General features: G+C 68.0%; 26 protein-coding genes. 8 read left to right on the forward strand and 18 right to left on the reverse strand.

Features of this window, described 5'->3' with window-relative positions; all coding sequences use genetic code 11:
- Positions 1-124: 124 nt before the first annotated feature.
- Positions 125-832 carry a nitroreductase gene (locus ACSVDM_RS26405; RefSeq protein ID WP_439268530.1) on the reverse strand — a complete coding sequence of 236 codons (708 nt, stop codon included), beginning with the start codon at positions 830-832 and terminating at the stop codon, positions 125-127.
- A 17-nt stretch (positions 833-849) separates the two neighbouring features.
- On the reverse strand, positions 850-2,022 hold the full coding sequence (locus ACSVDM_RS26410) for a CaiB/BaiF CoA transferase family protein (RefSeq protein ID WP_439268531.1): 1,173 nt from the start codon (positions 2,020-2,022) through the stop codon (positions 850-852).
- A gap of 281 nt (positions 2,023-2,303) precedes the next feature.
- Between ACSVDM_RS26410 and ACSVDM_RS26415 the strand changes: the two genes are divergently transcribed.
- A complete protein-coding gene (locus ACSVDM_RS26415; protein WP_439268532.1) occupies positions 2,304-3,785 on the forward strand; it encodes an aldehyde dehydrogenase in 1,482 nt (493 codons plus the stop codon).
- A gap of 26 nt (positions 3,786-3,811) precedes the next feature.
- Positions 3,812-5,206 carry an MmgE/PrpD family protein gene (locus ACSVDM_RS26420; RefSeq protein ID WP_439268533.1) on the forward strand — a complete coding sequence of 465 codons (1,395 nt, stop codon included), beginning with the start codon at positions 3,812-3,814 and terminating at the stop codon, positions 5,204-5,206.
- A 60-nt stretch (positions 5,207-5,266) separates the two neighbouring features.
- Here ACSVDM_RS26420 and ACSVDM_RS26425 read toward each other — a convergent pair whose 3' ends face one another.
- From ACSVDM_RS26425 to ACSVDM_RS26470, 10 genes are all read right to left on the reverse strand, one after another.
- Complete coding sequence (locus tag ACSVDM_RS26425) at positions 5,267-5,485, reverse strand: hypothetical protein (protein WP_439268534.1); 219 nt, start codon at positions 5,483-5,485, stop codon at positions 5,267-5,269.
- A 97-nt stretch (positions 5,486-5,582) separates the two neighbouring features.
- On the reverse strand, positions 5,583-6,800 hold the full coding sequence (locus ACSVDM_RS26430; protein WP_439268535.1) for an acetyl-CoA C-acetyltransferase: 1,218 nt from the start codon (positions 6,798-6,800) through the stop codon (positions 5,583-5,585).
- 12 nt (positions 6,801-6,812) lie between these two features.
- On the reverse strand, positions 6,813-7,961 hold the full coding sequence (locus ACSVDM_RS26435) for an acyl-CoA dehydrogenase family protein (protein ID WP_439268536.1): 1,149 nt from the start codon (positions 7,959-7,961) through the stop codon (positions 6,813-6,815).
- A 36-nt stretch (positions 7,962-7,997) separates the two neighbouring features.
- Positions 7,998-8,654 (reverse strand): GntR family transcriptional regulator, encoded by a 657-nt coding sequence (locus ACSVDM_RS26440; protein ID WP_439268537.1) that lies wholly within the window; start codon positions 8,652-8,654, stop codon positions 7,998-8,000.
- The gene (locus ACSVDM_RS26445; protein ID WP_439268538.1) at positions 8,654-9,829 is read right to left on the reverse strand and encodes a CaiB/BaiF CoA transferase family protein; all 1,176 of its coding nucleotides are present in this window, start codon (positions 9,827-9,829) and stop codon (positions 8,654-8,656) included. Before ACSVDM_RS26445 ends, ACSVDM_RS26440 begins: the two co-directional genes overlap by 1 nt.
- On the reverse strand, positions 9,826-10,617 hold the full coding sequence (locus ACSVDM_RS26450; protein ID WP_439268554.1) for an enoyl-CoA hydratase/isomerase family protein: 792 nt from the start codon (positions 10,615-10,617) through the stop codon (positions 9,826-9,828). The genes ACSVDM_RS26445 and ACSVDM_RS26450 overlap by 4 nt, the downstream gene beginning before the upstream one ends.
- Before the next feature lie 11 nt (positions 10,618-10,628).
- On the reverse strand, positions 10,629-11,786 hold the full coding sequence (locus ACSVDM_RS26455; protein WP_439268539.1) for a CaiB/BaiF CoA transferase family protein: 1,158 nt from the start codon (positions 11,784-11,786) through the stop codon (positions 10,629-10,631).
- Between the two features lie 14 nt (positions 11,787-11,800).
- Entirely contained in the window at positions 11,801-12,970 is a 1,170-nt protein-coding gene (locus ACSVDM_RS26460) for an acyl-CoA dehydrogenase family protein (RefSeq protein ID WP_439268540.1), read from the reverse strand.
- A gap of 3 nt (positions 12,971-12,973) precedes the next feature.
- Positions 12,974-14,929 (reverse strand): AMP-binding protein, encoded by a 1,956-nt coding sequence (locus ACSVDM_RS26465; protein ID WP_439268541.1) that lies wholly within the window; start codon positions 14,927-14,929, stop codon positions 12,974-12,976.
- A 40-nt stretch (positions 14,930-14,969) separates the two neighbouring features.
- Positions 14,970-15,431 carry a MaoC family dehydratase gene (locus ACSVDM_RS26470; RefSeq protein WP_356982501.1) on the reverse strand — a complete coding sequence of 154 codons (462 nt, stop codon included), beginning with the start codon at positions 15,429-15,431 and terminating at the stop codon, positions 14,970-14,972.
- 130 nt (positions 15,432-15,561) lie between these two features.
- On the opposite strand from ACSVDM_RS26470, the gene ACSVDM_RS26475 reads away from it, so the two are divergent.
- The 5 genes from ACSVDM_RS26475 to ACSVDM_RS26495 are packed head-to-tail and all read left to right on the forward strand — an operon-like array spanning position 15,562 to position 19,689.
- A complete protein-coding gene (locus tag ACSVDM_RS26475; protein ID WP_439268542.1) occupies positions 15,562-16,725 on the forward strand; it encodes an acyl-CoA dehydrogenase family protein in 1,164 nt (387 codons plus the stop codon).
- Positions 16,722-17,621 (forward strand): HpcH/HpaI aldolase/citrate lyase family protein, encoded by a 900-nt coding sequence (locus tag ACSVDM_RS26480; RefSeq protein WP_439268543.1) that lies wholly within the window; start codon positions 16,722-16,724, stop codon positions 17,619-17,621. The genes ACSVDM_RS26475 and ACSVDM_RS26480 overlap by 4 nt, the downstream gene beginning before the upstream one ends.
- On the forward strand, positions 17,618-18,364 hold the full coding sequence (gene fabG / locus ACSVDM_RS26485) for a 3-oxoacyl-ACP reductase FabG (RefSeq protein ID WP_439268544.1): 747 nt from the start codon (positions 17,618-17,620) through the stop codon (positions 18,362-18,364). Before ACSVDM_RS26480 ends, fabG begins: the two co-directional genes overlap by 4 nt.
- Positions 18,361-19,224, forward strand: a complete 864-nt coding sequence (locus ACSVDM_RS26490; protein WP_439268545.1) for an FAS1-like dehydratase domain-containing protein — start codon at positions 18,361-18,363, stop codon at positions 19,222-19,224. The genes fabG and ACSVDM_RS26490 overlap by 4 nt, the downstream gene beginning before the upstream one ends.
- Positions 19,225-19,236: 12 nt before the next feature.
- Positions 19,237-19,689: a MaoC family dehydratase gene (locus ACSVDM_RS26495; protein ID WP_439268546.1), complete on the forward strand. Its 453-nt coding sequence runs from the start codon at positions 19,237-19,239 to the stop codon at positions 19,687-19,689.
- A 55-nt stretch (positions 19,690-19,744) separates the two neighbouring features.
- Here the strand turns inward: ACSVDM_RS26495 and ACSVDM_RS26500 are convergent, their stop codons facing one another.
- From ACSVDM_RS26500 to ACSVDM_RS26515, 4 genes are all read right to left on the reverse strand, one after another.
- Positions 19,745-20,638 (reverse strand): HpcH/HpaI aldolase/citrate lyase family protein, encoded by an 894-nt coding sequence (locus ACSVDM_RS26500; protein WP_439268547.1) that lies wholly within the window; start codon positions 20,636-20,638, stop codon positions 19,745-19,747.
- A 59-nt stretch (positions 20,639-20,697) separates the two neighbouring features.
- On the reverse strand, positions 20,698-21,831 hold the full coding sequence (locus ACSVDM_RS26505; protein WP_439268548.1) for a lactonase family protein: 1,134 nt from the start codon (positions 21,829-21,831) through the stop codon (positions 20,698-20,700).
- A 230-nt stretch (positions 21,832-22,061) separates the two neighbouring features.
- Entirely contained in the window at positions 22,062-23,558 is a 1,497-nt protein-coding gene (locus ACSVDM_RS26510; RefSeq protein WP_439268549.1) for an aldehyde dehydrogenase, read from the reverse strand.
- A gap of 131 nt (positions 23,559-23,689) precedes the next feature.
- The gene (locus tag ACSVDM_RS26515) at positions 23,690-24,403 is read right to left on the reverse strand and encodes a GntR family transcriptional regulator (RefSeq protein WP_439268550.1); all 714 of its coding nucleotides are present in this window, start codon (positions 24,401-24,403) and stop codon (positions 23,690-23,692) included.
- Between the two features lie 249 nt (positions 24,404-24,652).
- On the opposite strand from ACSVDM_RS26515, the gene ACSVDM_RS26520 reads away from it, so the two are divergent.
- Positions 24,653-25,750, forward strand: a complete 1,098-nt coding sequence (locus tag ACSVDM_RS26520) for a PucR family transcriptional regulator (protein WP_439268551.1) — start codon at positions 24,653-24,655, stop codon at positions 25,748-25,750.
- Positions 25,751-25,791: 41 nt separating this feature from the next.
- On the opposite strand, the gene ACSVDM_RS26525 is transcribed toward ACSVDM_RS26520, so the two are convergent.
- On the reverse strand, positions 25,792-26,157 hold the full coding sequence (locus ACSVDM_RS26525; RefSeq protein WP_439268552.1) for a nuclear transport factor 2 family protein: 366 nt from the start codon (positions 26,155-26,157) through the stop codon (positions 25,792-25,794).
- Between the two features lie 214 nt (positions 26,158-26,371).
- Positions 26,372-26,744, reverse strand: a 373-nt coding sequence (locus ACSVDM_RS26530) for a nuclear transport factor 2 family protein (RefSeq protein ID WP_439268553.1), incomplete at its 5' end; no start/stop codon positions are given.

Genomic DNA, 26,744 nt, shown 5'->3' on the forward strand with positions numbered 1-26,744 from the left:
GTGGCCCTGATTTTTTCAGACAAATGAATTCGGGCCGGTGTGCGAAGACGACATTGTCTTCGCACACCGGCCCGAATTCTCGCGCTCCGCGCCGCCCCTCACCGACCGGCGCGAGCCGCGAGAATCAGTCGCTACGCCAGGTCACCACTTCGGCCAGCGGCGCGCGCGTGGTGCGGTAACTGTTGGCGGGGTGATCGGCGGCCGGGTAGCCGAAAGAGACACCCGCCAGGATCTTCCGGTCCTCGGGGATGTCGAAGTACTCCCGGACGAAGGCCGAACGGCCCGCCAGCGCCGCCTGCGGCACCGTGGCGATGCCGAGGCTCGTCGCGGCGAGCAGAAAGGTGCCGAGGTAGAGGCCGCAGTCCACGGCCCCGTACACCCCCTGATCGGCGGCCGTGGTGACGATGGCGACGTGCGGCGCCCCGAAGAGCCGGAAGTTCTCGAAGGCCTGCCTGGCCGACGCCGCGCGATCCCCGCGTTCGACGCCGACCGCCTCGTACAGCTGCCAGCCCGTCTCGCGACGGCGCTCGCGATACACGCCGCGGTATTCGGCCGGTGGTGCGAAATCGAACTCGTCGCCGAGCTCACCGCCCTCGCTGGCGGCGTACTCCGCCAGCGAGGTGCGGAATCGCTCGGTGCCCTGGCCGGTTGTGACGATCACCTGCCACGGTTGGGTGTTGCACCACGACGCGGACCGCTGCGCGAGGCTGAGCAGCCGCTCGATCACCGGCCGTGGCACCTCGCGGGATTCGAACGCCCGGCAGCTCCACCGGCTGGTGAGCAGTTCGGCCAACGCTGCCGACTTGTCCGGTGCCGCGGTGTGTTCTGTCACACGAGAACCGGTCACGGTCAGTCGTCCGCCGAGAGCACGCCCGCGGCCACGAGTTCATCGATCTTCTCGGCCGGGTACACTTCCCCGGCGACAGCGCGGGTGTCGGAGCCGACGCGCGGCGCGACACCGGGGCGTTCGGGCCGCTCGCCGCCGAAACGCCACGGCGGGCGCACCAGCGCGAGCCCGTCGTCCTGCGGCTCGATCATGCGCAGCCAGTCGACCTGTTCGTGCTCGACGTAACCGGTCATCGACAGCACCGGCGCGAAGGGCACGTCCTCGGCGGTGAGCCGCTTCTCCCACTCCGCGAACGAGCGCTGTACGAATTCGGCCTCGACGATCTCGACGAGCTCGAAATAGTTCGCCTCGCGCGGCCGGTATTCGGCGAAGCGCGGGTCGACGGCGAGATCGGCGCGATCCATCGCCCGGCACAGCGACTGCCAGAACTTCTGCGACGACGACAGGTGCACGGCGATGTACTCGCCCGAGGCGGTCGGCGCGCAGAAGTTCTGCGCCTGTGGGTGCCTGCTGCGCCGGGTCGGGTCGGCGCCCAGTTCGAAGGCCTGGGTGATGCCGTCGGTGACCAGCACGCTGACGGCCTCCATGATCGAGGTCTCCACGTGCTGCGGTTCCCCGGTGCGGTACCGGCCGACCAGCGCGGCGAGCACACCGGCGGCGGTGCTGAGTCCGGTGACCAGGTCGGCGCTGAGGCCACCGGTGAGCTGGGGCTGACCCTCGTCGCCGAGCAGGGAGTACAGGCCGCCGAAGGCTTGTCCGATGGTGTCGTAGGCGGGTCGGGCGGCCAGGGGGCCGCCCGCGCCGAAGCCGGTCACCGAGCCGTAGACGATGTCGGGCCGCAGTTCGCGACAGACCTCGGGGCCCAGACCCATCGCGGCCACCTTGCCGGGGCGCATGTTCTCGAGGACCACGTCGAAGCGCGGGATCAGCGCCTTCACCAGGGCGATGCCCTCGGGCTGCTTCAGGTCGACGGCCAGGCTGCGCTTGCCGGTGTTGTACTGACGGAAGTACGGGCTGGCGTCGTTCTGGTGGCGACGGAAGTCCTCGCCGACGATCGGGCGCTCCACCTTCACGACTTCGGCACCGAGGGCGCACAACATCGAGGTGGCGAACGGGAGCGAGATGTAACCCCCGACCTCCAGGATCCGAATTCCGTCGAGCGGCCTGTGCTGCATAGCCTGTCTCCCTCTATTCGTGTGCTCATATTATATATATTATCTCCGCAAGGCGGTGCCGCGGGTCACATCCGGCGAAGGTTGATCGGCGCGTGAGAGGCAACCGACGGAATAGGCACAGTGACCGCGAGCGCAGCGACCCTCGCCTGTGGACTACGTTATATCATATATTTTACATGAGCCGGGTCACATGGCATCGAAGGGCGTTGCGCGCGAAACCCTCTCTGACCAGAGAATTCCCACCCGGACACAATCGCCGACGAGGACGATAGGTCTACCCCATGAGTATTCAGACAGAGTTGTGGCAGGGACAGTTCGACAAGCTGTTCATCGGCGGCGAGTGGGTGAATCCGGCAACGCAACGCACGTTCGAGGTCGTCTCCCCCGCCACCGAGGAACCCCTTGCCAGCATCGCCGAGGGCAGCGAGGCCGATATCGACGCCGCGGTGGCCGCCGCCCGCGCCGCGTTCGATCGTGGCCCGTGGCCCCGGATGGAACTCGCGGAACGGATCGCCGTGCTCACTCGGGTGAGTGAGATCCTCGTTGAGCGGCGGGACGAGGTCGCCCGCCTGATCACCGCCGAGATGGGTTGCCCGATCACACTGTCGACCCGGATGCAGTCGATGGGCACCCGCATGTTGCTCGACGCGTTCATCGAGCTCGCCCCGCAGTACCAGTGGTCCGATATCCGCCGCTCGGTCACCGGCAACGCGCTCGTCACGCGCGAGCCCGTCGGCGTCGTCGCGGCGATCGTGCCGTGGAACGCGCCGCTGCAGATCGCCATCATCAAGTTGGCGCCCGCGCTGCTGGCCGGGTGCACCGCGATCCTCAAGCCGTCGCCGGAGACCGCGATGTCGGCGTATCTGCTCGCCGAGATCTTCGCCCAGGCCGGTCTGCCCGAGGGCGTGGTGAACATCGTCGTCGCGGGCCGCGAGGTCAGTGAGCACCTGGTCCGGCATCCGGGTGTCGACAAGGTCTCGTTCACCGGCTCGACGGCGGCGGGCCGCCGGATCGCCGCCATCTGCGGGCAGGACCTGCGCCGGGTCACCCTCGAGCTGGGTGGGAAGTCGGCCGCGGTGCTGCTCGACGACGCCGACCTCGACGCCGTGGTGCCGGTGATCCGGGCGCTGTCACTGCGCAACACCGGTCAGGTGTGCAGCAACAAGACCCGCATCGTGGTCGCCCGTTCGCTGCGCGACGATCTCTACGACCGGTTGCGTGACATGGTCGGCTCGATGCCGATCGGCGACCCGCTCGATCCGGTGACCGAGGTGGGTCCGCTGGTCACCAAGGCACAGCGCGAACGCGTCGAGGGCTACATCGCGCAGGCTCGATCCGAGGGCACCGAGCTGCTCGTCGGCGGTGGCAGGCCCGAGGGTCTGGACCGCGGCTGGTACGTGGAGCCGACGATCTTCGCCGATGTCGACCCCAATGCCAAGATCGCGCAGGAGGAGGTGTTCGGTCCGGTGCTGACCGTGCACACCTTCGACACCGAAGCCGAGGCGATCGCGATCGCCAACAACTCCGACTACGGCCTCAACGGGTCGGTCTTCGCCGCCGATCCCGCGCACGCGCTGGCGGTGGCTCGCCACATCCGCACCGGGACCGTGGAAGTCAACGGCACCCCCGCCGGTTTCTTCGCTCCGCTCGGCGGTTTCAAGAACAGTGGCATCGGCCGTGAGGCCGGGCTCGAGGGTTTCGACGCCTACATCGAATGCAAGTCCTACGGCCTGCCGCAGCCCCTGCTCGACACGCTGGCCTGACGCTCCCACTTTCCGAAAGGTTCTCCATGCCTTCCCTACCCCCGTTGGAAGCCGCCGTCGCCCGGCTGGTCACCGACCTCGAGTACGACTCGATCCCGGCCGACGCGCTGGCAGGCGCGCGTCGGCTCATGCAGGACCAGCTGGCCGTGCAGATCGGCTGCGCGTCGCTGTCGTGGAGCCGGGCGGTGCTCGAGCTGACCAAGGCCTCGCACGCCCCTGGTTCGGCCCACGTCACCGCCTCGGGTGACGAAATGAGCGCCGCCGACGCGGCTTTCGTCAACGCGACCTACGGGCACGGTTTCGAATACGACGACGCCCACCGCTCCAGCTCTAGCCACCCCGGCAGCGCGGTGGTCTCCGCGGCCGTCGCCGTCGGTGAGGAACTCGGTTCCTCGATGGCGGAGGTCATCACCGGCATCGTCGCCGGGTACGAGGTCTACACCCGGATCGGCATCCTGGCCGCGCCGCAGTTGCTCGAGCGCGGGTTCCACCCGCACGGTGTGCTGTCGGCGTTCGGCGCCGCGGCCGTGGTCGCGAAGATGCGCGGGTTCGACACCGAGCGGACCATCCACGCGCTGTCGATCGCGATGAGCCACAGCTCCGGCACCACCGAGTACACCTCCACCGGCGGCTCGGTGAAGCGGCTGCACTCGGGCATCGGTACCCGCAACGGGATTCGCGCCGCGGAGATGGCCGCCGCCGGTATCACCGGCCCGACCACGTTCCTCAGCGGCGGCAAGGGCTTCTACCGCACCTTCGTCGGCCGACCGGTCGCCGAGAATGCCGTCGAATTGTTCTCCCCCACAGCATCTTTCGAGATCACCCGAGTGTGGATCAAGCCGTATTGCTGCTGCGGCATCAACCACGCCTACATCGACGGCGCCCAGCAGTTGACCGCGCGGGCGGGCGAGGTCGAGTCCGTTCGGCTCGGCATCCAGTCCGGCGGCGACGTGATCATCGGCAACCAGAACGCCAACGCCTACGCCCCGCAGATCATCGAGCACCTGCAGTACAGCCTGCCGTTCCAGTTCGCCTTGGCGATCCTTGGCCGCGGCAACGGTTTCCGCGCTCACCACGACTACATGGCCGGGCACCTGGACCTCAGCGAGGGCAGCGAGGTCGCGGAGATGGCGCGTCGGGTGAAGATCGAGGTCGATCCCGAGCTCGACGCCGAATACCCGGGTCGCTGGATCGCCGACATCACGGTCACCTACCGCGACGGCTCCACCCAGCACGTCTTCGTCGACAACCCGCGCGGCACCGCGGAGAACCCGATGACGCAGACCGACCTGGACGCCAAGTTCCGCGACCTCACCGTCGCCGACCTCGGCGCCGATCGCAGCGAGGCCCTGCTGACGGCGATCAACGCCGGGGATCCCGCAACCCCGGTCACCGACTTCGCCGCGCTGCTGCGCGTCTGACCCGACGAAAAAGCCTGGCCGGACTTGGTAATCACCAAGTCCGGCCAGGCTTTTCGGTGTTCAGGGCATCAGGTACAGGCGTTCGTTCGGCAGTCGGGGCAGGTCGGTGTAATGCGCGGCCGCGACTGTGACGTCACAGAGATGACGGCCCGCCACATCCTGGACGAAGACCAGCGCGGCGGTCAGACAGGCCACGAATTCCATTCGGATGGTGGCGAATTGGACCATCAAACGGACATCGGGTTCTTGTGGGCGGGGTGATCGCTTGACAGTTTTCATCGAGGTACCGACTTGCTTGGTTCTTGTCGTTCCGGAATGACTGTGCCCCGGCGGGCCTGTTCGGTACGCCGGGGCACAATCGGTGCCTGAACGGTGATCAGGCGGTCTCGAAGGTGGCGGCCATACCTTGGCCGCCACCGATGCACATGGTGGCGAGGCCTCGGCCACCGCCACGGCGGCGCAGTTCGTGCAGCAGGGTGGTGACCATGCGCACGCCCGTGGCGCCGATCGGATGGCCAAGCGAGATGCCGGACCCGTTGACGTTGAGCCGGTCGTGATCGCGCCAGCCCCAACCCTCCAGGACCGCGAGGACCTGGACTGCGAACGCCTCGTTGACCTCGACGAGATCCATCGAATCGAGCAGCGAGACGGTGTCGGTGCCCTGGCGTGCGGCGAGTTTGGCGACCGCGGGGACCGGGCCGATACCCATCCGCGACGGCTCGCAGCCCGCGGCGGCCCAACCGGTCAGGTAGCCGATCGGTTCGAGGCCGAGCGCGTCGAGCTGGTCCTCGGCGACGACGAGCAGTCCCGCGGCGGCGTCGTTCTGCTGGCTCGAGTTGCCCGCGGTGACGGTGCCGTCGGGCATGATTGTGCGCAACTTCGACAGGGTCTGGGCGGTGGAGTCCGCGCGGATCCCCTCGTCGGCGGCGAAGACGACCGGGTCGCCCTTGCGCTGCGGCACGGTCACCGGAACCACCTCGTCGGCGAAACGCCCTTCCGCCCAGGCCGCGGCCGCCTTCTGGTGGCTGCGCGCGGCGAAGGAGTCGGCCTCCTCGCGCAGCAGACCGTAGTCCTGCGCCAGGTTCTCGGCGGTCTCGATCATCCCGGAGATCTTGCCGAACCGGGCAACCGGCTGGGAGCGTTCGCGGCCGCGGTCGAGCCGGTCGAACAGCTGCACGGTGCCCGCGCGGGCGCCCCAGCGGGTGCTGGTCGAGTAGTACTCGATGCGGCTCATCGACTCGACCCCACCGGCGAGCACCACATCGGCGGCGCCGGTCTGCACCATCATCGCCGAGGTGGCGAGGGCCTGCAGGCCGCCGCCGCAGCGCCGGTCGAGCTGCATGCCCGGCACGGTGATCGGCAGTCCGGCGTGCAGCGCCAGCCAGCGACCGACGCACGGCACTTCGGAGTTGGCGTAGGACTGGGCGAACACGACATCGTCGATGCGTTCGGGGTCGATCCCGGAGCGCTCGATCACCGCGTTCACCACGGTGGCGCCCAGGTCCTCGACCGGAACGTCACGCAGGGAACCGCCGAAGGTGCCGACGGGGGTGCGGGTGGGCGCGACGATCGCGGCCCGGCGCAGAGTGGACATCAGTGTCTCCGATCAGATCGCGTTGCGCGCGATGAGCTGTGCGGCAATGACATTGCGCTGGATCTCGTTGGTGCCCTCACCGACGATCATCAGCGGCGCGTCGCGGAAGTAGCGCTCCACGTCGTACTCCTTGGAGTAGCCGTAGCCGCCGTGCACGCGGATCGCGTCGAGCGCGATCTGCATCGCGGTCTCGGAGGCGAACAGCTTGGCCATGCCCGCTTCCATGTCGGCGCGCACGCCCGCGTCCAGCTTCTGGGCCGCGTCGAGGGTCAGCAGACGAGCGGCGCGCTGCTTGGTCGCCATGTCGGCGAGCAGGTTGCCGACGGACTGGTGCTTCCAGATCGGCTTGCCGAAGGACTCGCGTTCCTGCGCGTAGCGCACCGCGGCGTCGAGGGCGGCCTGGCCGACACCGAGCGCACGTGAGGCGACCTGGATGCGCCCGACCTCGAGGCCGCGCATCATGTGGCTCCAGCCCAGGTTCGGCACGCCGCCGAGGATGGCGTCGTCGCCGACCTTGCGGCCGTCGAACACCAGCTCGCAGGCCTCCACACCGCGGTAGCCGAGCTTGGGCAGCTTCTTGGAGATGACCATCCCGTCACCGGGCTCGACCAGGATCACGCTCATGCCCTTGTGGGCGGGCTTGGCGTCACGGTCGGTGATACACAGCAGACCGATCAGCCCCGAGTGCGCGGCGTTGGAGATCCACGTCTTGGAGCCGGTGATCGACCACTGGTCGCCGTCGCGCACGGCGACGGTGCGCATGGCCTGCAGGTCGCTGCCGCCCGCGGGCTCGGTCAGCGCCATCGTGGCGCGGATCGCGCCCTCGGCCATCTTCGGCAGGTACTTCGACTTCTGCTCTGGCGTGCCGAAGGTCTTGATCAGGTAGGTGATCACCGAGTGGCCGCCGATGGCGCCCGCCAGGCTCATCCAACCGCGCGCGAGTTGTTCGGTGACACCGGCGAAGCACGCGGTGCTCACGTCGACACCACCGAATTCGGCGGGCGCGAGCAGACCGAAGAAGCCGAGCTTCTTCATCTCCTCGATGAACTCCTCGGGGTAGACATCGTCTTCCTCGAACTCGCGCACGCGGTTCTTTACCCGCTGGTCGACGAAGTCGGCGACCAGATCGACCATCTGCTGCTCATCGGCTGTGAGGCTCATGCCTACCCTTCCCTAGTTCACGCATAAAATATTATATCATTTCCAGAAACCGCGCGATTCGAGCATGTGCACCGCCCGGTCGCCGCCGTGCAGGAAGTGCTCCTCGGTGACGGCTCGCGCCGTGGCCACGTCCCGGGCCCGCAGCGCCGCGAGGATCTCGCGGTGATCGCGGTCGGCGGTCTCGGACCAGTCGTCGTGAGTCTCGTAGAACCCGTGCGGGCCCGCGCTGCCCAGCACTTTGAGCTCGGTGAGCAGCCGTCGGGACCCACTGGCGCGGTTGATCATTCGATGGAATTCGAAGTTCAGCGTCTCGCGGTCGCGGCTCGACGCCGTTCCCATCCGGTCCAGGATCCGGCCGAGCGCGTCGAGCGCGGACTCGGGAATCCGGGTGGCCGCGCGGGCGGCGGCCAGCCCCGAGACCACGCCGAGCAGCCAGTAGTGGTCGCGCACGTCGTCGCGCGTCATCGGGGCGACGAAAGCCCCACGCCGAGGCGGCATGTCGACGATGCTCTCCAGTTCGAGAGCGATCAGCGCCTCGCGCACCGGCAGCTTGCTGATGCCGAGCGAATCCGCGATCTCGTCCTGGTCGATCTTGTCGCCGGGCCGCAGCTCACCCGCGAAGATCCGCCGCCGGATCTCCTGTACGGCAGCGGTTTTCAGACTGGTCGGCGGGGCGACGCGCGGCAGGTCCATCAGGTCTCGCTCGGCTGGGCGACCCGCGGCGCGAACTCGGCCCGGATCGCGTCGGTGTGCGCGCCGAGCGCGGGCACCGATCCGTTGGTCACCGGCCAGTCCCGTGCCGTCCCCGGCGGCAGCAAGGCCGGTACGGGGCCGGAGGGGGTGCCGATCTCGCGCCATCGGCCGCGTTCGCGCAGCTGGGGATGCTCGGCGAGTTCACGCACGCCGTTGAGCCGCGCGTTACCGATACCCGCGTTGTCGGCGGCTTCCTGGACTTCGGCGAGAGTTCTTGTGGCGCACCACTTCTCGACGATCGCGTCGACCTCGTCGCGGCGGGCGACGCGGTCGTCGTTGTGCAGATAGCGCGCGTCGTCGGCCAGTTCGGGGCAACCCATGAGTTCGGTCATCCGCCGCCACTCCCGGTCGCTGGTGGTGCCGAGCACCGCCGTCTGCCCGTCCGAGGTCGGATACGCGCCGTACGGGGCGATCATCGGCGAACCCATGCCGACCGGCACCGGCTCGGTGCCCGCGTGCAGCACCTGGTTGAGCGCGAAGCCCATCATCTCCGACACCACGTCGAGCATGGCGACCGGAACGACCGCGCCACGTCCGGTGCGCTCGCGGTCGTAGAGCGCGGCCAGCACCGCCGAGTACGAGTACAGCGCGGTGCCGATGTCGGCCACGGGGATACCGGGCTTGGCCGGATGCCCCGGGACGCCGGTGATCGCGCACGAACCCGCCTCGGCCTGAATCAGCAGGTCGTAGGCGCGTTTGTGGTCGAGCGGACCGCCGCGGCCGTAGCCGGAGATGTCGACGATGATCAGCCGGGGAAACCGGCGCGTCAGTTCGTCGACGCCGAGGCCGAGGCGATCGAGCGCGCCGGGACCGAGATTGCTAACCAGCACATCGGCCCCGGCCAGCATCCCTTCGAGAACGGCCAGGTCATCGGCGGCGCGCAGGTCCAGAGCCGCCGACTCCTTGCCGTGGTTGAGCCAGGTGAAATGCGCCGACAGGCCACCGACCACCGTGTCGTAGTGCCTGGTCGAGTCGCCGTATCCGGGCTGCTCGACCTTGATCACCCGCGCGCCGAGGTCGGCGAGGTGGCGGGTGCACAGCGGGGCGGCGATGGCCTGTTCCAGGCCGATCACCGTCACCCCGGCCAGCGGAGCACGCGTGGGTTCGGTGCTCATGAGAACTTGGGCTCCCGCTTCTCGCGGTGGGAGCCGACGCCCTCGACGACATCGGGGCCGCCGAAGTGATAGAACTCGAGGCCGAGCGAGGCGTCGAAGATCGGCATCGCCTGGCGGTACCAGCCGTTGAGCGCCATCTTGGTGCCCTGGACGCCCGCCCGCGAACCGGCGGCCAGCTTGCGCGCGATCTCCATCGCGCGGTCCTGGACCTGGTCGTCGTCGACGCACAGCGACACCATGCCGATGCGCTCGGCTTCCTCGCCGGTGAGCACCTCGTTGGTGAGCAGGTGGTACTTGGCCTTGGCCATCGAGGTGAGCAGCGGCCAGCAGATCGCGGCGTGATCGCCCGCGGCGACGCCGAGGCGCACATGCCCGTCGACGATCTTGGCGCGTCGGCCCGCCACCGAGATGTCGGCGAGCAGCGCCGCGACCAGACCGGCGCCTGCGGCGGGGCCGTTGATCGCGGAGATGATCGGCTGGGGCACCTCGATGATGTTGCGCACCAGGTCGCGCGCCTCGCGCATCACCCGGGTGCGGGAGGTGTAGTCACCGATCATGTCCTCGACCAGCTCGAAGCTGCCACCGGCGGAGAAGGCCCGCTCCCCCGCGCCGCGGATGACGACGGCACGCACCGATTCGTCGAGCGCGATCACGGGCCAGATGTCGGCGAGGTGCCGGTGCGCCTCGGCGCCGACCGAATTCAGGTTCGGCCCGTCGAGCACGATCCGCAGCACGCCGTCGGCGGGGCGGTCGATCGTCAACGACGAGAACTCCTCGTAACCGGGCACTTGTTGTCCTTTCATTCGCTGATCGACACCGCGTCGGCGCCGGTGGGGGCGGCGGCGGTCGCCCACCGCGCCAGAATGTCGTCGGGATCGCCGAGTCCGGTGGGCGGGCACGACGGGGTCCGAGCCGGGGTGCGGTCGAAGCGCGGCGCGGGCGCGGGGTGCAGTACGCCCGAAACACGGTGGAACACTCCGCGTTCCACATTGTGGGGGTCCTCGGCGGCCTCGTCGAAGGTGAGAACCGGGGAGACGCAGGCATCGGTGCCCTGGTAGATCTGCCACCACTCGTCGCGGGTTCGTTTCGCCACCGCCTCGGCGATGAGTTCACGCAGTCGCGACCACTGTTCGCGGTCGTCCTGGCCCGGCCAGTCGGTGGTGTCGACGTCGAGCCTGCTCACGAACTCGCGGTAGAAGTCGGGTTCGAGCGCGCCGACCGCCAGGTATCGGCCGTCGGCGCACCGGTAGGTGTCGTAGAACGGGGCGCCGGAGTCGAGGAAGTTGGTTCCCGGCTCGTCGGAGTACAGTCCGGCGGCGCGCAGGCCCTGCAACTTGGCGGTCAGCACGGCGACGCCGTCGACCATCGCCGCGTCGATGACCTGGCCTCGGCCGGTGCGCGCGGCCTCCACCAGCGCGCAGGCGATGCCGAACGCGCCGATCGCCCCGCCACCGGCGTAGTCGCCGAGCAGGTTGATCGGCGGTCGCGGCGCACCGCCTTCGGAGGCGAGAGCGTGCAGGGCGCCGGACTGGGCGACATAGTTGATGTCGTGTCCGGCGTCCTTGGCACGGGGACCGGTCTGGCCGTATCCGGTGAGCCGGACGTAGACCAGGCGGGGGTTGCGCGCGGTGGCCACCTCGGGTCCGAGCCCCAGCCGCTCGGTGACACCGGGGCGATAGCCCTCGATGAACACATCGGCCGAATCGGCAAGGCGCAGAACAGCTTCACGCCCCTCGGGGTCCTTCAGATCCACCGCGACCGACCCGACACCTCGGTTGACCACATCGGTCTCCTCGGTCAGGCTGACGGTCTGGCTCAACTCACGCGCCGAGCGGTGCGGCGGCCGCACCACCCGGACGACATCGGCGCCCATGTCGGCCAGCAGCATCGACACATAGGGCACCGGCCCCATGCCTGCCAGCACGACGACACGCACTCCCGCCAACGGTCCCGTCATCGGTATTTCCCCTCCTAGTAGGAACGCGGTAGGCCGAGCACCTGCTGGGAGATGTAGTTGCGCACCATCTCCTGGGAGAACGGGGCGTTACGCAGCAGACGCACCTCCCGCCACAGTCGCTCGATGTGGTACTCCTTCGCGTAGGCATACCCGCCGAGCGTGGAGAAGGCGCGATCGCACGCCTCGAAACCGGCTTCGGCGCCGAGGTACTTGGCCGCGGCCGCCTCGGGACCACACGGCAGACCCGCGTCGAACAGTTCGGCCGCGCGCATGATCATGCCCTCGGCGGCTTCCAGCCGGATCCAGGAATCGGCCAGCGGATGCGCCACGGCCTGGTTCTGGCCGATCGGACGGTCGAAGACCACCCGGTTCTTGGCGTACTCGGCGCCGATCTCGAGCGCGGCGCGGCCGAGGCCGACGCCTTCCATACCGACCACGATGCGCTCGGGGTTCAGACCGTCGAGCAGGTAGTAGAAGCCCTTGTCGACCTCACCGACGAGGCGGTCGTCGGCCACCTCGAGGTTGTCGATGAACAGCTCGTTGGTGTCGATCGCGGCGCGGCCGAGCTTGTCGATCTCGCGCACGGTGACCTTGGAGCGGTCCATGTCGGCCAGGAACAGCGACATGCCCCACAGCGGCTTGTCCTCGCGCCGCGGCGAGGTGCGGGCCAGCAGCAGGATCTTGTGCGCGTTCTGGGCGTTGGTGATGAACACCTTCTGCCCGTTGATCACCCAGCCGCCGTCGACCTTGGTCGCCTTGGTCTTGATGCGCGACGTGTCGACACCCGCGGTGGGTTCGGTGACGCCGAAGGCCATCAGCAGATCGCCGGAGGCGAGCTTGGGCAGGTACTCGCGCTTCATCTCCTCCGAGCCGTACTTCACGATCGGCGCGGGCGGGAAGGCGTAGAAGTGGATCGCCGAGCCGCCGCTCATCCCGGCGCCGGAGGCCGAGATCTCACCGAGCATGACGGCGGTCTCCTTCAGACCGAGGCCGATGCCGCCGTACTCCTCGGGGATCATCGCGCCGAGCCAGCCGCCCGCGGCGAAGGCTTTCACGAAGTCCCAGGGGTATTCGTGCTTGTTGTCCTTGTCGAGCCAGTAGTTGTTGTCGAACTTGCGCGCGAGTTCGCGCGTCGCCTGACGGACGACCTCGACGTTGTCGTCGGTGCCGGTAGCGGTGGTCATGTGCTACTCCTGTTGGTCGCCCGCGGACACGGGGATCGCTTCGAGTGGGGTGGCGGGGTCGAGGGAGGACATGTCTCCGGTCGGCGCCCCGAGGTACCGGGACCGAATGGCCCGGCGCATGATCTTTCCGTTCTTGGTCTTGGGCAGGCTCTCCACGACGACGACCGCGGGGGCGAACGAGCGTCCCGCGTTGCCGATCGCGGTGTCCTGCAAGTCTTCCGGCGTCCGACCGGTGGAGCGCAGCACGGCGAAAGCGACCGCGCGCTGACCGCGCAGCTCGTCGGGCACGCCGATCACGGCGACCTCGGCGATCCGGTTGTCGCGCAGCAGTGCCGCCTCGATCTCGGCGGGACCGACCCGGCGACCCGACAGTTTGATGGTGTCGTCGGAGCGGCCGTGGATGCGCCACATGCCCTGGTGGTCGATGCTGGCCAGGTCGCCGTGTACCCACACGCCGTCCCACTGGTTCCAGTAGGTGTCGAGATAGCGCTCGCGGTCCTGCCAGAAGGCGTGGGTCTGGCCGGGGAAGGTGTTGCGCACCACCAGTTCCCCGATCTCGCCGACCACCGGGGTGCCGTCCTCGGCGAACACCGCGGCGTCCACGCCGGGCAGTGCGCCGGTGAAGGCGGCCGGGGCGGCGGGCAGGAACGGGTATCCGATGAGGATGCCGCCGCCGACCTCGGTGCCGCCGCTGTAGTTGACGATCGGCCTGGTACCGCCGCCGACCTCGGAGAACAGCCACCACCAGGTGGGTTCGTCCCAGGCCTCGCCGGTCGAGACGAAGGTGCGCAGGCTCGGCATCTTGTGCGTCACGGCCTCCCCCGCCGCCTTCAGCGCACGCGCCGCGGTGGGCGCGATACCGGCGACGGTGACACCGTTGCGCTCGATGATCTCCCACATGCGGTGCGCGGTGGGGTGCGTCGGCAGCCCCTCGATCATCACGATCGTCGCGCCCAGCTGTAACGGTCCGGTCATCAGCATGGGGCCGACGAGCCAGCCGAGGTCGGTGATCCAGGAGACCACATCGCCGTCGTGCACGTCGAAGCCGTAGCCGAAGTCGACCGCGGTCTTCACCGCGAAACCACCGTGGGAGTGCACGATGCCCTTGGGGCGACCGGTGGTGCCCGAGGTGTAGACGATGGTGAGCGGGTCGTTGGACTCGGTGTCGGCGGTCGGCACCGAGGGGGGATCGGCGTCGAGCTCGTCGTAGTACACGTCGCGACCCTCGCGCATCGGCACCTCGGTGCCCAGCTGCCGGATGACAACGACCTTGGCCACGGTCGGCGCCGACTCCAGGGCCGCGTCGGCGGTCGCCTTCAGTTCGACCCGCTTGCCGCGCCGCGTCGTCCCGTCGGCGGTCACCAGCAGCACCGCTTCGGAATCCTGCAGGCGGGTGGCGAGCGCGTCCGGTGCGTAGCCGCTGAAGGTGGGCACCGACACGGCCCCGATCATCGCTATCGCGAGGAAGGCCACCGCGGCTTCGGGCACCACCGGCATGAACAGCACCACCCGGTCACCCCGCCGCACACCCAGCTGGGTGAGGTTGGCGGCGAAACGCCGCACCTGGGCGTCGAGTTCGGCGAAGGTCAGCGTGCGCCGTGCACCCTCGTCGCCCTCGTAGACCACCGCGAGGCGGTCGGCGGCGGACCCGCGTGCATGCCGGTGCGCGGCCAGCTGCGCGATGTTGACGCCGCCGCCGGTGAACCACCGCGGGAAGGGTTTTCCGGCCGACTCGTCGACCACGCGGTCGAACGGGACCGAGAAGTCCACGCCCAGGTCGGTTGTCGCAGCCCGCCAGAACCATTCGGGCTCGGCGATGGCTCGCTCGTTGAGCTCGGCGACCGCCGCGGCGTCGTCACCGAATCCCCAGGCGCGCATCGCCGCGAGCAATCGGCTGCGCTCACGGATCTGTTCGTCGGGCACCCAGGCCGGCTGCTCGGCAGGCTGAACGTCCACCATGACGTGTCCTCCTCGTTGCTGGTTCGTCGTGTGTGGCGGATCAGGCCTGCTCGGCCGGACGCTTCATCATCAGGCCGACACGCAGGGCGTCACAGACCACCTCGTCGCGCTGATTGATCCCGAGGTGACGGAAGGTCACGATGCCGGAGTCGTTGCGGCTCTTGGATTCCCGCTTGTTCTCGATCTTGGTCTGCACGTGGATGGTGTCACCGTGGAACACCGGCTTGGGAAACTTGATCTGCTCGAAGCCCAGGTTGCCCAGGGTGGTGCCCTGTGTCGTCTCCGGCACGGTGATACCCGAGACCAGTCCGAGGATGAACAGGCTGTTCACCAGGCGCTGGCCGTAGATGGAGTCCTTGCTGTACTCGGCGTCCAGGTGCAGCGGGGCCAGGTTCAGCGTCATCACGCTGAAGAACGTGTTGTCGGCTTCGGTGACGGTGCGACGGTTCACGTGGTCGATAACCATCCCCGGCTCGAACTCCTCGAAATACAGGCCAGCCATGTCGCGTCCTCTCGGAATATATTATGTACTAGACGGTGTCGAACGGATGCTACCTCACCGTTCGGCTCATCGTATATTATATCATTGTATATTATATCTAGTATCAGCCTCAACCACAGAGGAGCCGAGAGTGTCCGAACTCAGTGCCGAGGACTTCGAGCCGATCCTGGCTCACGTCCGCACGTTCATCCGTACCAAGGTCGTCCCGCGCGAGCAGGAGATCCTGGAGACCAACGCGATTCCTGACGACATCCGGCAAGCCGCCGCGGAAATGGGCCTGTTCGGGTACGCCATCCCCCAGCAGTGGGGCGGCCTCGGCGTCGATCTGACCCAGGATGTCGAGCTGGCCATGGAGTTCGGCTACACCTCGCTGTCGCTGCGTTCGCTGTTCGGCACCAACAACGGCATCGCCGGTCAGGTGCTGGTCAACTACGGCACCGACGAGCAGAAGAAGCAGTGGCTCGAGCGGATCGCCTCGGGCGAGGTGCTGGCCTCCTTCGCGCTCACCGAGCCCGGCGCCGGTTCCAACCCGGCAGGTCTGCGCACCCGCGCCCGTCGCGACGGCGACGACTGGGTGATCGACGGCCAGAAGCGGTTCATCACCAACGCCCCGCTGGCCGACCTGTTCGTCACCTTCGCCCGCACCGCCGAGCCCGGCCCCGACGGGCCCGGCATCGCGGTGTTCCTGGTGCCCGCCGACACTCCCGGCGTCATCGTCGGACCCAAGGACGCGAAGATGGGGCAGGAAGGCGCCTGGACCGCCGACGTCACCTTCACCGACGTCCGCGTCCCGGCCGACGCCCTGGTCGGTGGCTCGGAGAACGTCGGATACAAGGCGGCGATGGCCTCGCTGTCGCGTGGTCGCGTCCACATCGCCGCGCTGTCGGTCGGTACCGCGCAGCGCGCCCTCGACGAATCCGTCGCCTACGCCGCCACCGTCACCCAGGGTGGTACGCCCATCGGCGACTTCCAGCTGGTCCAGGCGATGATCGCCGATATGCAGACCGGCGTGATGGCGGGCCGCGCGCTCGTGCGCGACGCCGCCGCCAAGTACGTCTCCGGCGAGGACCGCCGCATCTCCCCCTCGGTGGCCAAACTGTTCTGCACCGAGATGGTCGGCCGCGTCGCCGACAACGCGGTGCAGATCCACGGCGGCAGCGGGTACATGCGTGAGGTGACCGTCGAGCACATCTATCGCGATGTCCGCCTGCTGCGCCTGTACGAGGGCACCAGCGAGATCCAACGCCTGATCATCGGCGGCGGGCTCGTGCGCGAAGCGAAGAAGCGCGCGTGAGCACCGGAACCACGACGGATCTGGCGACCCGGATCCGTGTCGCGTCCACCCTGCTGTTCGTCCCGGCCGATCGGCCCGAACGCTTCGCCAAGGCCGCCGCCGCGAACCCTGGCCTGGTGGTGCTCGACCTCGAGGACGCCGTGGCGCCTGATGCCAAAGAGGCCGCCCGCGAGAACGCCGTCGCCTGGATCGAGGCGGGCAACGAGTGCGCGGTGCGCGTCAACGCGGCCGGAACCGACTGGCACGCAGCCGATCTCGCGGCGCTCGCACCGCTGCGCTGCGCGGTCGTGCTGCCGAAGGCCGAGACCGGGAACATCGACGGTGTCGTCGAGACGCTCGCCGAGGCACGGGCGAGCGGTCCGTATCGCCCGAAGGCCGCCAGCAGCCAGCCCCTGCTGATCGCGTTGATCGAAACTGCCGCGGGGGTTCTGCACGCCGCGGCCATCGCGGCCACGCCCGGCGTGGACCGGCTCGCGGTCGGCACCTTCGACCTGGCCGCCGAACTCGGCGTCGACCCCACCGACCGCGAGGCGCTCGCCGGTACCAGGCACGCGCTGGTGCTCGCGTCCGCCGCGGCGGGACTGCCAGGCCCGATCGACGGCGTCACCGGTGTCGTCGACGACGCCGACCTGGTCGAAGACGATGCCCGCTACGGCAAACGGCTCGGTTTCGCGGGCAAACTCTGCATCCACCCGCGTCAGCTCGATCCGGTGGCGACCGCGTTCCGCCCCACCGAGGACGAACTGGCCTGGGCCCGAAAGATTTTCGCCGCCATCACCGATACCTCCGGTGTCGTCGTCGTCGACGGCGCCATGGTCGACAAGCCCGTGCTCGACCGCGCCCGACGCATCCTGGCGCGAGTCGACACCACCACCGACAGTGAGGAACAGCCATGACCGGACCACTTCTGGCCGACAAGACCGCCGTCATCACCGGCGCCGCCCAGGGCATCGGCTACGCCATCGCCGAACGCTTCGTCGCCGAGGGCGCGCGCGTGGTCATCGGTGACATCGACGGCGACGCCGCCCAGGCCGCCGCCGACAAGCTCGGCGGGGCCACCGTCGCCCGCGGGGTGCGCTGCGATGTCACCGTCGCCGACGACGTCCAGGCCCTGATCGACGCGGCCGCCGAATCCTTCTCCCCCGTCGATGTGATGGTCAACAACGCGGGCATCACCCGCGACGCGACCATGCGCAAGATGACCGAGGACCAGTTCGACCAGGTCATCGCCGTCCACCTCAAGGGCACCTGGAACGGCACCCGGCTGGCCGGTGCGGTGATGCGCGAACGCGGCAACGGCGCCATCATCAACATGTCCTCGCTGTCGGGCAAGATCGGCCTGCCCGGCCAGACCAACTACTCCGCGGCCAAGGCGGGCATCGTCGGCCTGTCCAAGGCCGCCGCGAAAGAGCTCGCGCACCTGGGTGTGCGGGTCAACGCCATCCAGCCCGGCCTGATCCGCACCGCCATGACCGAGGCCATGCCGCAGAAGGTGTGGGATCAGAAGATGGCCGAGATCCCGCTGGGCCGCGCCGGTGAGATCGACGAGATCGCCACGGTCGCACTGTTTCTCGCCTCCGACATGTCCTCGTACATGACGGGCACGGTGCTCGAGGTGACCGGCGGGCGGTTCATGTGAGCACCTGGCAACCCCACCTCGAGACCTCCACCGAACTACTCGATCCCGCGCCCGTGGCGGCGTTGGCCGCACTGCTCGACGACGGACTCCCCACGCCCGGCCCCGGCGACGCCCTGCCGCCGCTGTGGCACTGGGTGGCGCTGCCCCGGTGGGCCGCTTCCGGCGTGCTCGGCCCCGACGGACACCCGCGGCGCGGTTCGTTCCTGCCCCCGGTGGAACTGCCGCGACGCATGTTCGCCGGTGGCGAGATCCGTTTCCACGCACCACTTCTCGTCGGCAGCACGGTTCGCCGGGAAGCCGAAGTGGTGTCGGTGACCGAGAAGAACGGCCGCTCCGGCGCCCTGGTCGTCGTCGATGTGCGGATCCGGTTGTTCAGTGACACAGGCGAACTCGCGATCGAGGAATCGCAGAACCTGATCTACCGGGAGGCCGCGCCCGTCCCGGAGCACGCCGCGCTACCGCCGCGGGCCGAGGACACCGTGCCCGGTCCCCCGCTGCACCGGTCCGCCGACAACGCGTGGGATCTGCGCACCGACCCCGCACTGCTGGCCCGGTTCTCCGCGGCCACCGCGAACGCGCACCGCATCCACTACGACTGGCCCTACGCCACCGGCGTGGAGGGGTACCCGGGGCTGGTCGTGCACGGGCCCTTGCAGGCGATCACGCTGGCCGAGATCCACCGCCTGATGGGTGGGGCGCCGGTGCGCGAGCTGCGGCATCGCGGCCGGGCGCCGCTGTTCTGCGGGCAGCCCGCTCGCCTGCTCGCCACCGAGGTCCCCGACGGTGTGGCACTGGAATTGTTCGGTCCCGGTGGGGAATCCGCCGGTCCGAACGCCACCGTCGACCTCACCACCGATTAGCCAGGAGACATCGTGACCCGCGTTTTCACCACCCTCGACGAGGTCCGCGCCGCGGTGGGCGAGCCGATCGGCCCGAGTGAACCGTTCCTCGTCGACCAGACGCGGATCTCCGCGTTCGCCGTCGTCACCGACGACGAGCAGTGGATTCATGTCGACCCGCAGCGCGCCGCCGCCGGGCCCTACGGCACCACCATCGCCCACGGGTATCTCACGCTGTCGCTGATCTCGCACTTCCGGCCCGAACTGCTCGACTTCACCTTCGGTTCGGCACGGGTGAACTACGGCGTCAACAAGGTTCGCTTCCCCGCGCCGCTGCGCGCGGGGTCGAACCTGCGGGCCACGGTCACCATCACCGATGTCACCGAGACCGCCGCGGGCGCCGTCGTGACGGCGAAGTACGTGCTCGACGGCGGCGAGGCCAAACCGGCCTGTGTCGCGGAGACGGTCCTGCTGATCGTGGGCTGATCGAGCGCACGAAAAAGCGGGGGTGGCTACGGCCACCCCCGCTTTTGTCTGCCTGTTACGCGTTGGCCGCCACGGCGTCGGCCAGGGCGATGACACCCTCGGCCGTCTTCACATGGGCGAGATCGATGTGCTGGCCTTCGAAGTCGACCGCCGCGCTACCGGCGGCCTCGGCTTCGTTGAAGGCCGCGATCATGCGCCTGCAGTAATCGACGGTCTCCGGCGACGGCGAGAACACCTCGTTGGCGATCGCCACGTGCGAGGGGTGGATCGCCACCAGACCGCGGTAGCCGAGCTGCCGGTTGTCCAGGCAGAAGCGGCGCGCGCCCTCGAGGTCCTTGATGTCCTGCCACACACCGGTCACCGGGTGGTGCAGGCCGTTCGCCTTGGCCGCCAGGATGATCCGGCTGCGCAGGTACAGCGTCTCCAGGCCCGCGGGGGTGAACTCGAAGCCGAGTTCACGGCCCACGTCGGCGTTGGGGCCGGTGGCGCCGAGCAGCGAGGCCACCCGGGGGCTGGCGCCCGCGATGTCCTCACAGTGCGCCATCGACACCGCGGTCTCGAAGGACACGATCAGCTGCACCGTCCCGACCTCGATGCCCTCACGCTGCTCGATGTGGCTCAGCACCGCGTCCAGGCGAACGATCTCGTCGGCGGTGAACACCTTCGCCAGGAACAGCCCCGCCAGGCCCGGCCGCACGATGGCTTCCAGGTCACCGCCGAGCAGCCCGCTCACCTCCGGGTTGGCCCGCACCCACAGGTCGGGGCGCACACCTTCGGCGGTGAGCCGGTCGATCGTGGCCGCGACCGTGCCGCGCGCCTCGACCTTGTCCGAAGCGGGCACCGAGTCCTCGAGGTCGAGGATCAGCGCGTCGGCACCGGAGGCGACGCCTTTGTCGGCCCACGAACCCTTGTGACCGGGGACGAAGAGCATCGAGCGGTACGGTTTCATCGTGTGCCTCCCTTGGCAACTGCTGTGCGAGTCTCCTCAATATAATATATGTAATATCATCACTGCACCGCCACTACCGCGTTCGCCCCGTCGGCGAAGATCAGGCCGGTGTCGACCGACGGCTCCCCCGTCGGGGTGAGCCGCCCGTCGGGCGCCATCGTGTACGGATGCACGCGCGCGGTGATGCCTACGGTGAGGGTGTCGATCAGGAACAGCCGCTGCGATTCCGAGTCGACAACCACGCGGCCGGGCAGGGTGCCCGCCGGTGCCGGGTACGGCGCCCCCGGCAGCGGGATCAACGACCCGTTCTCCGCGATCTCGTACCCACCGATCTCTCCGCCCATCGCCACGGCGATGTACATCCGGCGGCTGTCGGCGGTGAACTGCGCGGCGTGCGGCAACGACATCAGCCCGGTGTTGAAGGGCGACCCCGGGACAGGACTCAGCTTTCCGTCGGTGCTGATCGCATAGCCCGAAATGGTGCCGCTTGCCTCGTCGCTGACGTAGATGAACCGGCCGTCCGGCGTCACACCGGGCAGGGTCGACATCAGACCCGACCCGATGGAATCGACGAGGGTCAGCGCGCCATCGGGTCCCACTGCGAAGCTGAAGGTAGTGGCCTGCAACCAGCCGACGGCGAAAACGAAACGACCGTCCGGCGAGATCGCCATCTGATTGAGCGCGCTCACCCCTGGCACCTGAACCGCACCGGTGAATACCAGCCCGCCGGTGCTTGTAATCGAATAGGTGCGGATTTCGTTCGTCACCGTACCGCTCGTCACGTACAGCCGCTTCCCGTCGGGCGCGACCACGGCGCCGACACCGGGAGCGCCCAGGTCGATATTCGCCTCGGGAATCGGGGTGAGAACGCCGTCGCCGCCGAGGCGGAATCCGTTCACGGTGCCCGACACCGTGTTCGTCGAGTAGACGTAACGGCCGTCCGGCGTCACCGTCACCGCGAGCGAACCGGTCCCGGACGCGAAGGGCGAGCCGGGAATTGTCGACAATCTGCCCGCGTCGTCGAGGCCGAGCACACTGATACTCGGTGACGCCGTCCCGCCGATCACCAGAAATCTGTTACCGGAATCCGCGAGGGCGGCCGAGGAATTCAGCCAGCCTCCCGAGGCGAGTGCGAGGGACACAGCCAGACCGGCGGCGGCGCGCCGGGGACGAAAACGCTGGGTAGAGAACATGTGTGGAACCTCCGACCGATCGGCGAGCACCGCCGCTCCCCGACCGAATAGACACGCGCGATCTGCGCCAGAAAACGAATCGCATGGCATTGTCCGTGTGCCATCCATTCCGGGTAGACGTTAATCACATTTCCGGCCGGGGACTGTCCAAGAATATGGACAGTAAATCATTTCCAACGAGAAAAGCCCCGCCGACCGAAGTCGACAGGGCCTTTTCCAGAGACGACGATTCAGTTGCCGAGACCGGTATCGGTCGGCTCGTTCTCCAGTACCAGTGTTTTGGTTTCCAGGAAAGGCAGCAGCCCTTCTGATCCACCTTCGCGGCCGACGCCGGAAAGCTTGAAACCACCGAAAGCGATCGAGAAATCGGTGCGCGGCCCGTTCTGCCCGACTGTGCCGGTGCGGAGCCTGCGCGCCACCCGATAGGCGCGGTCGGTGTCGTTGGTGAAGACCGAGGCGTTGAGTCCGTAGGGGTTGTCGTTGGCCAGCTCGATCGCGTGGTCCTCGTCCTTCGCCGCGATGACGGCGAGCACCGGCCCGAAGATCTCCTCGGTAGCGATCACCGATTGATTGTCGACACCGGCGAAGACAGTCGGCTCCACGAAGAAGCCGCGGTCGAGTCCGGCCGGTCGACCACCACCGGTGACCAGGCGCGCGCCACTGGACTTCCCCGCGGCGATATAGCTTTCGACGCGTTCGCGGTGGCGGCCGGACGCGAGCGGCCCCATGGTCACGCTCTCGTCGAAGGGGTCACCCACCCGGATCGCGCTCATCGCCGCGCCGAGCGCGTCGGCGAGTTCGTCGTGACGCCGCTCGGAGACGATGACCCGGGTCAGGCTGTGGCACACCTGGCCAGCCAGGTAGCTGATGCCACCGGCGAGCACCTTCGCCGCCGTGCCGATGTCGTAGTCGTCGAGCACGAGCGCGGGCGACTTGCCGCCGAGTTCGAGGGTGCAGCGCGCCATCCGGTCGGCACAGATCGCGCCGATCGCGCGGCCTGCCGCCGTAGACCCGGTGAAGGTCACCTTGTCGACGCCGGGGTGGCGCACCAGCGTTTCCGATACCTGTCGGTCGGCGGTCACCACGTTGACCACCCCCGGCGGCAGCCCGACCCGGTCGCAGATCTCGGCGAACAGATAGGCCGAGGTCGGTGCCTCCTGCGGTGGCTTCAGCACGATCGAACAACCGGCGAGCAGAGCGGGCGCGCACTTGTAGGCCATCAGACCGGCCGGGCCGTTCCAGGGCACGATGGCCGCGACGACCCCGACCGGTTCGCGCACGAGCAGACCGGCGCCACCGGCCGCCGGAGTGTGTGGCTCCCGGAAATCGAAGGTCTCGGCCAGATCGGCGTAGGCGTTGAAGGCGCCGGAGAGGAACAGCGGAAGGCGAGTCTTGGCCAGCGAATACACGATGCCCGATTCGATCGTCCACAGCCGGACGAAATCGTCACCCCGCCTGGTCAATTCGTCGGCGATGGCGCGCAGGTAACCGGCCCGCTCGCTCGGCGAGAGCAGCGGCCACGGCCCGGTGTCGAAGGCTTTGCGCGCGGCCGTCACCGCCGCGTCCACGTCCTCGACGGTCGCCGCGCCGACCGCGGTGACGACCTCCTCGGTGCTGCAGTTGACGACCTCGAAGGTCTCCGACGACGACACCGGCACCCAGTTACCATCGATATAGGACGCTTCGGGGTGTGCGGGCAATACGCCCGCCACAACCGACTTCGTCATTGAAAGTCCTCTCACCGCTGTGACGCATGTAACTCACTAGAATATATACTATATTCCTGATCAACGCACTAGCCCGCTGATCAGGCACGACACAGACAGGAGAGACCGCCGGGTCTGATTCGACCGGAGGGTCAGGCCGTGGACTTGCGGGCCGAATCGGCCCAGAGACCCTGCTTCTCCAGCATGGCGATCAGTTCGTCGGCGCTGGACATGATGTGGTCGCGCATCAACGAATTGGCAGCTTTGGACCGTCGCTTCTGCAGCGCGTCGAGGATCAACGGATGATCGCGCAACACGTCCTCACCGTGTCCCTCGATACTGATGTAGAAGCGATTCGGCAACTGCTTGACGACGGTGGCCAGCAGCATTGTCAACCGGCGTGAGTTCGCCGCCAGGTTGACCGAGCGATGGAACTCGTGGCCGTAGGTGACAAGCGCGTCGTCGGAGCCGCTCTCAGCCGCGTGCGCGTGCGCGTCGACAACGCTGGCGAGATGGTCGAGTTCCCGCGCGGTGATCGACTTCGCGGCCCGGCTCGCCAACTCACCGGCCATCGTCGCCTGCGCCCAGAACAGGTCGTGCACGTCCTGTTTGCTGAACTGCGACACCATGAATCCACGCCGCGGCACCAGCTCGACGAAGCCCTCGCCGCTGAGTAGCAGCAGTCCTTCGCGCACGGGGGTGTTGCTCACGCCGACGGCCTCGGCGATCGGTTCGATCCGTAGGAACTCACCCGGGCGCACCCGCCCCGTGATGATCAGTTCGCGGACGTAGGTCGCGACGTCCTCCGACAGCTGATGGCGCTGCTTGTTCGCACTGCGGGGCAAACGCTGCAGAGTGGTTTCCATCGGGGTCCTTTCGGTCGCCTGTTCATGCATTATGCCTCATACGTGACTTCTCGCTCGGCCGTGACACCCAAGTTCTGAGCAATTGACCAGTTTGGAGGGTGTCCAAATTGCTGGACACCGCGTTGTGAAACACCGGCTTAGGCTCGCCGAACGTCGCCTCTCATCGGGCGGCCACCCGGTGAGCTCGAGCTTTGCCGGGTCGAAGAACGCAGGATGGGAGTTCACGAGGTGAACCAGACAATCACCCGGATGGTCGACTCCGCAGTGACCACACACAGCGCTTCCGGCGAGGTGCGTGAGCAGCTACTCGTCCTGGCCTCCAGATCGTTCGCCACGGCGAGCAAGCTCAGCGACGACGCCGAGGCGATGGCAGGCCTGGAACGCGCTGTGACAGAGTGCATCCGGTCGAAGGTCGACCTCGACACCACGCTGTCGATCGTCATCGGAGCGATCGAGCTGGTCGTCGACGCCGCGCCGGTTTCCTCGCCGTTCGCGGTCGACTCCGGCCAGGTGCTGCGCGCGGTGCGGGTGGCGACCGGGATCGTGGCGCGCGTCTACGGCCAGGCGGGCCACGCGGCCTACGACAGCGTCGAAGCCGCGCAGGAGGTCGCCACCGCGCTGCTGCGCGGTGAGTCGTCGAGAGTTCTCGGACAGTGCAACCAGATCGACGTCGCCGATGCCTACGCGATCCTGGCCATCCACCTGCCCGCGCGCCGCGGCCGACCACACGGCACCCCACGCAGCGTCACCGAACCCATTGTGGGACGGATGTATTCGGAGCTGCGACGGCGCTTCGGCCCGAGTGCCCTCGCGCTGCTGAGCGAACACGGCGCGACGGTCCTCGTCCCCGACACCGCCTTCGGTGATTTCACCGCGCTCACCGGGTTCGTCGAGGCGCTGCGCACCGCCGACGGCAACATCCCGACCGGGGTGGTCATGTGCGCGCCGACCAGCGCCGTACCCGAGGTGGCCGAACAGGTCAACGCCGCGCTCGACGTGGTCACCCGACTCGGCAAGACCGAGCGACTGCACCGCTTCAGCGATATCGCGGTGGAATACCAGCTCACCCGTCCCGGTCCGGGCCGCGACGCGCTGTCCACCGTGCTCGATCCGCTCGAGGAACACCCCGACCTGATCGAGACGCTGCGCACCTACCTCGGCACCGGCCTGGATCGCCGCCGAACCGCCCGCAGCCTGCACCTGCACCCCAACAGCGTCGACTACCGGCTCAAGCGGATCTTCCGCCTCACCGGCTTCGACCTCGCCGACCCGAGCGGGCTCTGGAACCTGCGCTCGGCCTTGGTCATTCGCGACCACCACGTCGAATACGCCGCTCTGCGCGCATGATCGAGCATCGGCGTCCGTTGACGCCGATGCTACGAACAATCTCAGAAGGTCGCGGTCTCGAAGACCACTCGGTCGTTCTTCACGTGGTAGGTCTCGGTCGCGGTCTTGCCGTTGCCCAGATCGAAGGCGAGATACACGTATTCGCCGACAGCCTCTTTCCGCGTGAACGTCGGGGCCGCCGCGGCCTCGAGTTCGGCGGCGCCTGCCGACAGCAGTGTCGCCAGAAAGGCTTTCATGGCGGCCTTTCCGATCAAAGGCTCCGGCGCCAACGTGGTGATGATGACGGTGTCCTCGGAATAGTCCGCGGCGATCGTATCGACGTCACGCGTGCTCATCGCGGCGATATGGCGGTCGACGACCGCCATCGACGCTTCGGCGATCTTGTCCGCTTCGGAAGTCGTGCTCATGTGTGGTAACCCATCTCTCAGCGGCTGTACGGGAACTCCGTTGTTGCCGATTCCAGGAGAGTACGGTCGACCGGTGCCGGAATCTGTCCAAGAAATTGGACACTCTCATGCTCCGAAAATGCTCCGCACCACCATCTTTCGGCGCTCAGCGCACGAGTAGGCCCTGCGATGGTTTTCGCAGGGCCTACTTCGGTGCGCTGTCAGCGGTTCGGTGCTACCCGAATACCGGACTGTCCGCGACGAAACTCGTGAATTTCAAGCTTCGGGTCTGCCACCGCCCGTCGCGTTTGACGAACTCGAAAGCGTAAGTGCCCGAGAGCAATACCCGAGTACCGTCGGCGGTGAGCCGGAAGTAGAACACATCGGTGGCCGCGGTCGCCTGCTCACCCTGGATGTCGATCACCGGATTGGTGATGTGGTGATGACACCGCGGAACTTCGCGCCACACCTTCCGCACCAGTTCCCGAATCCCCTCGGTACCGTGCCCCTCGCCACGCGGAAGCAGATAGTCACCGTCATCGGCCCAGATACTCATGAAGGTCTGCTCGTCCTTCTGATCGATACCGTGGCAGTACTTCGCCATCAGC

The organism is Nocardia sp. JW2, from assembly GCF_051843015.1.
GTDB lineage: Bacteria > Actinomycetota > Actinomycetes > Mycobacteriales > Mycobacteriaceae > Nocardia > Nocardia coubleae.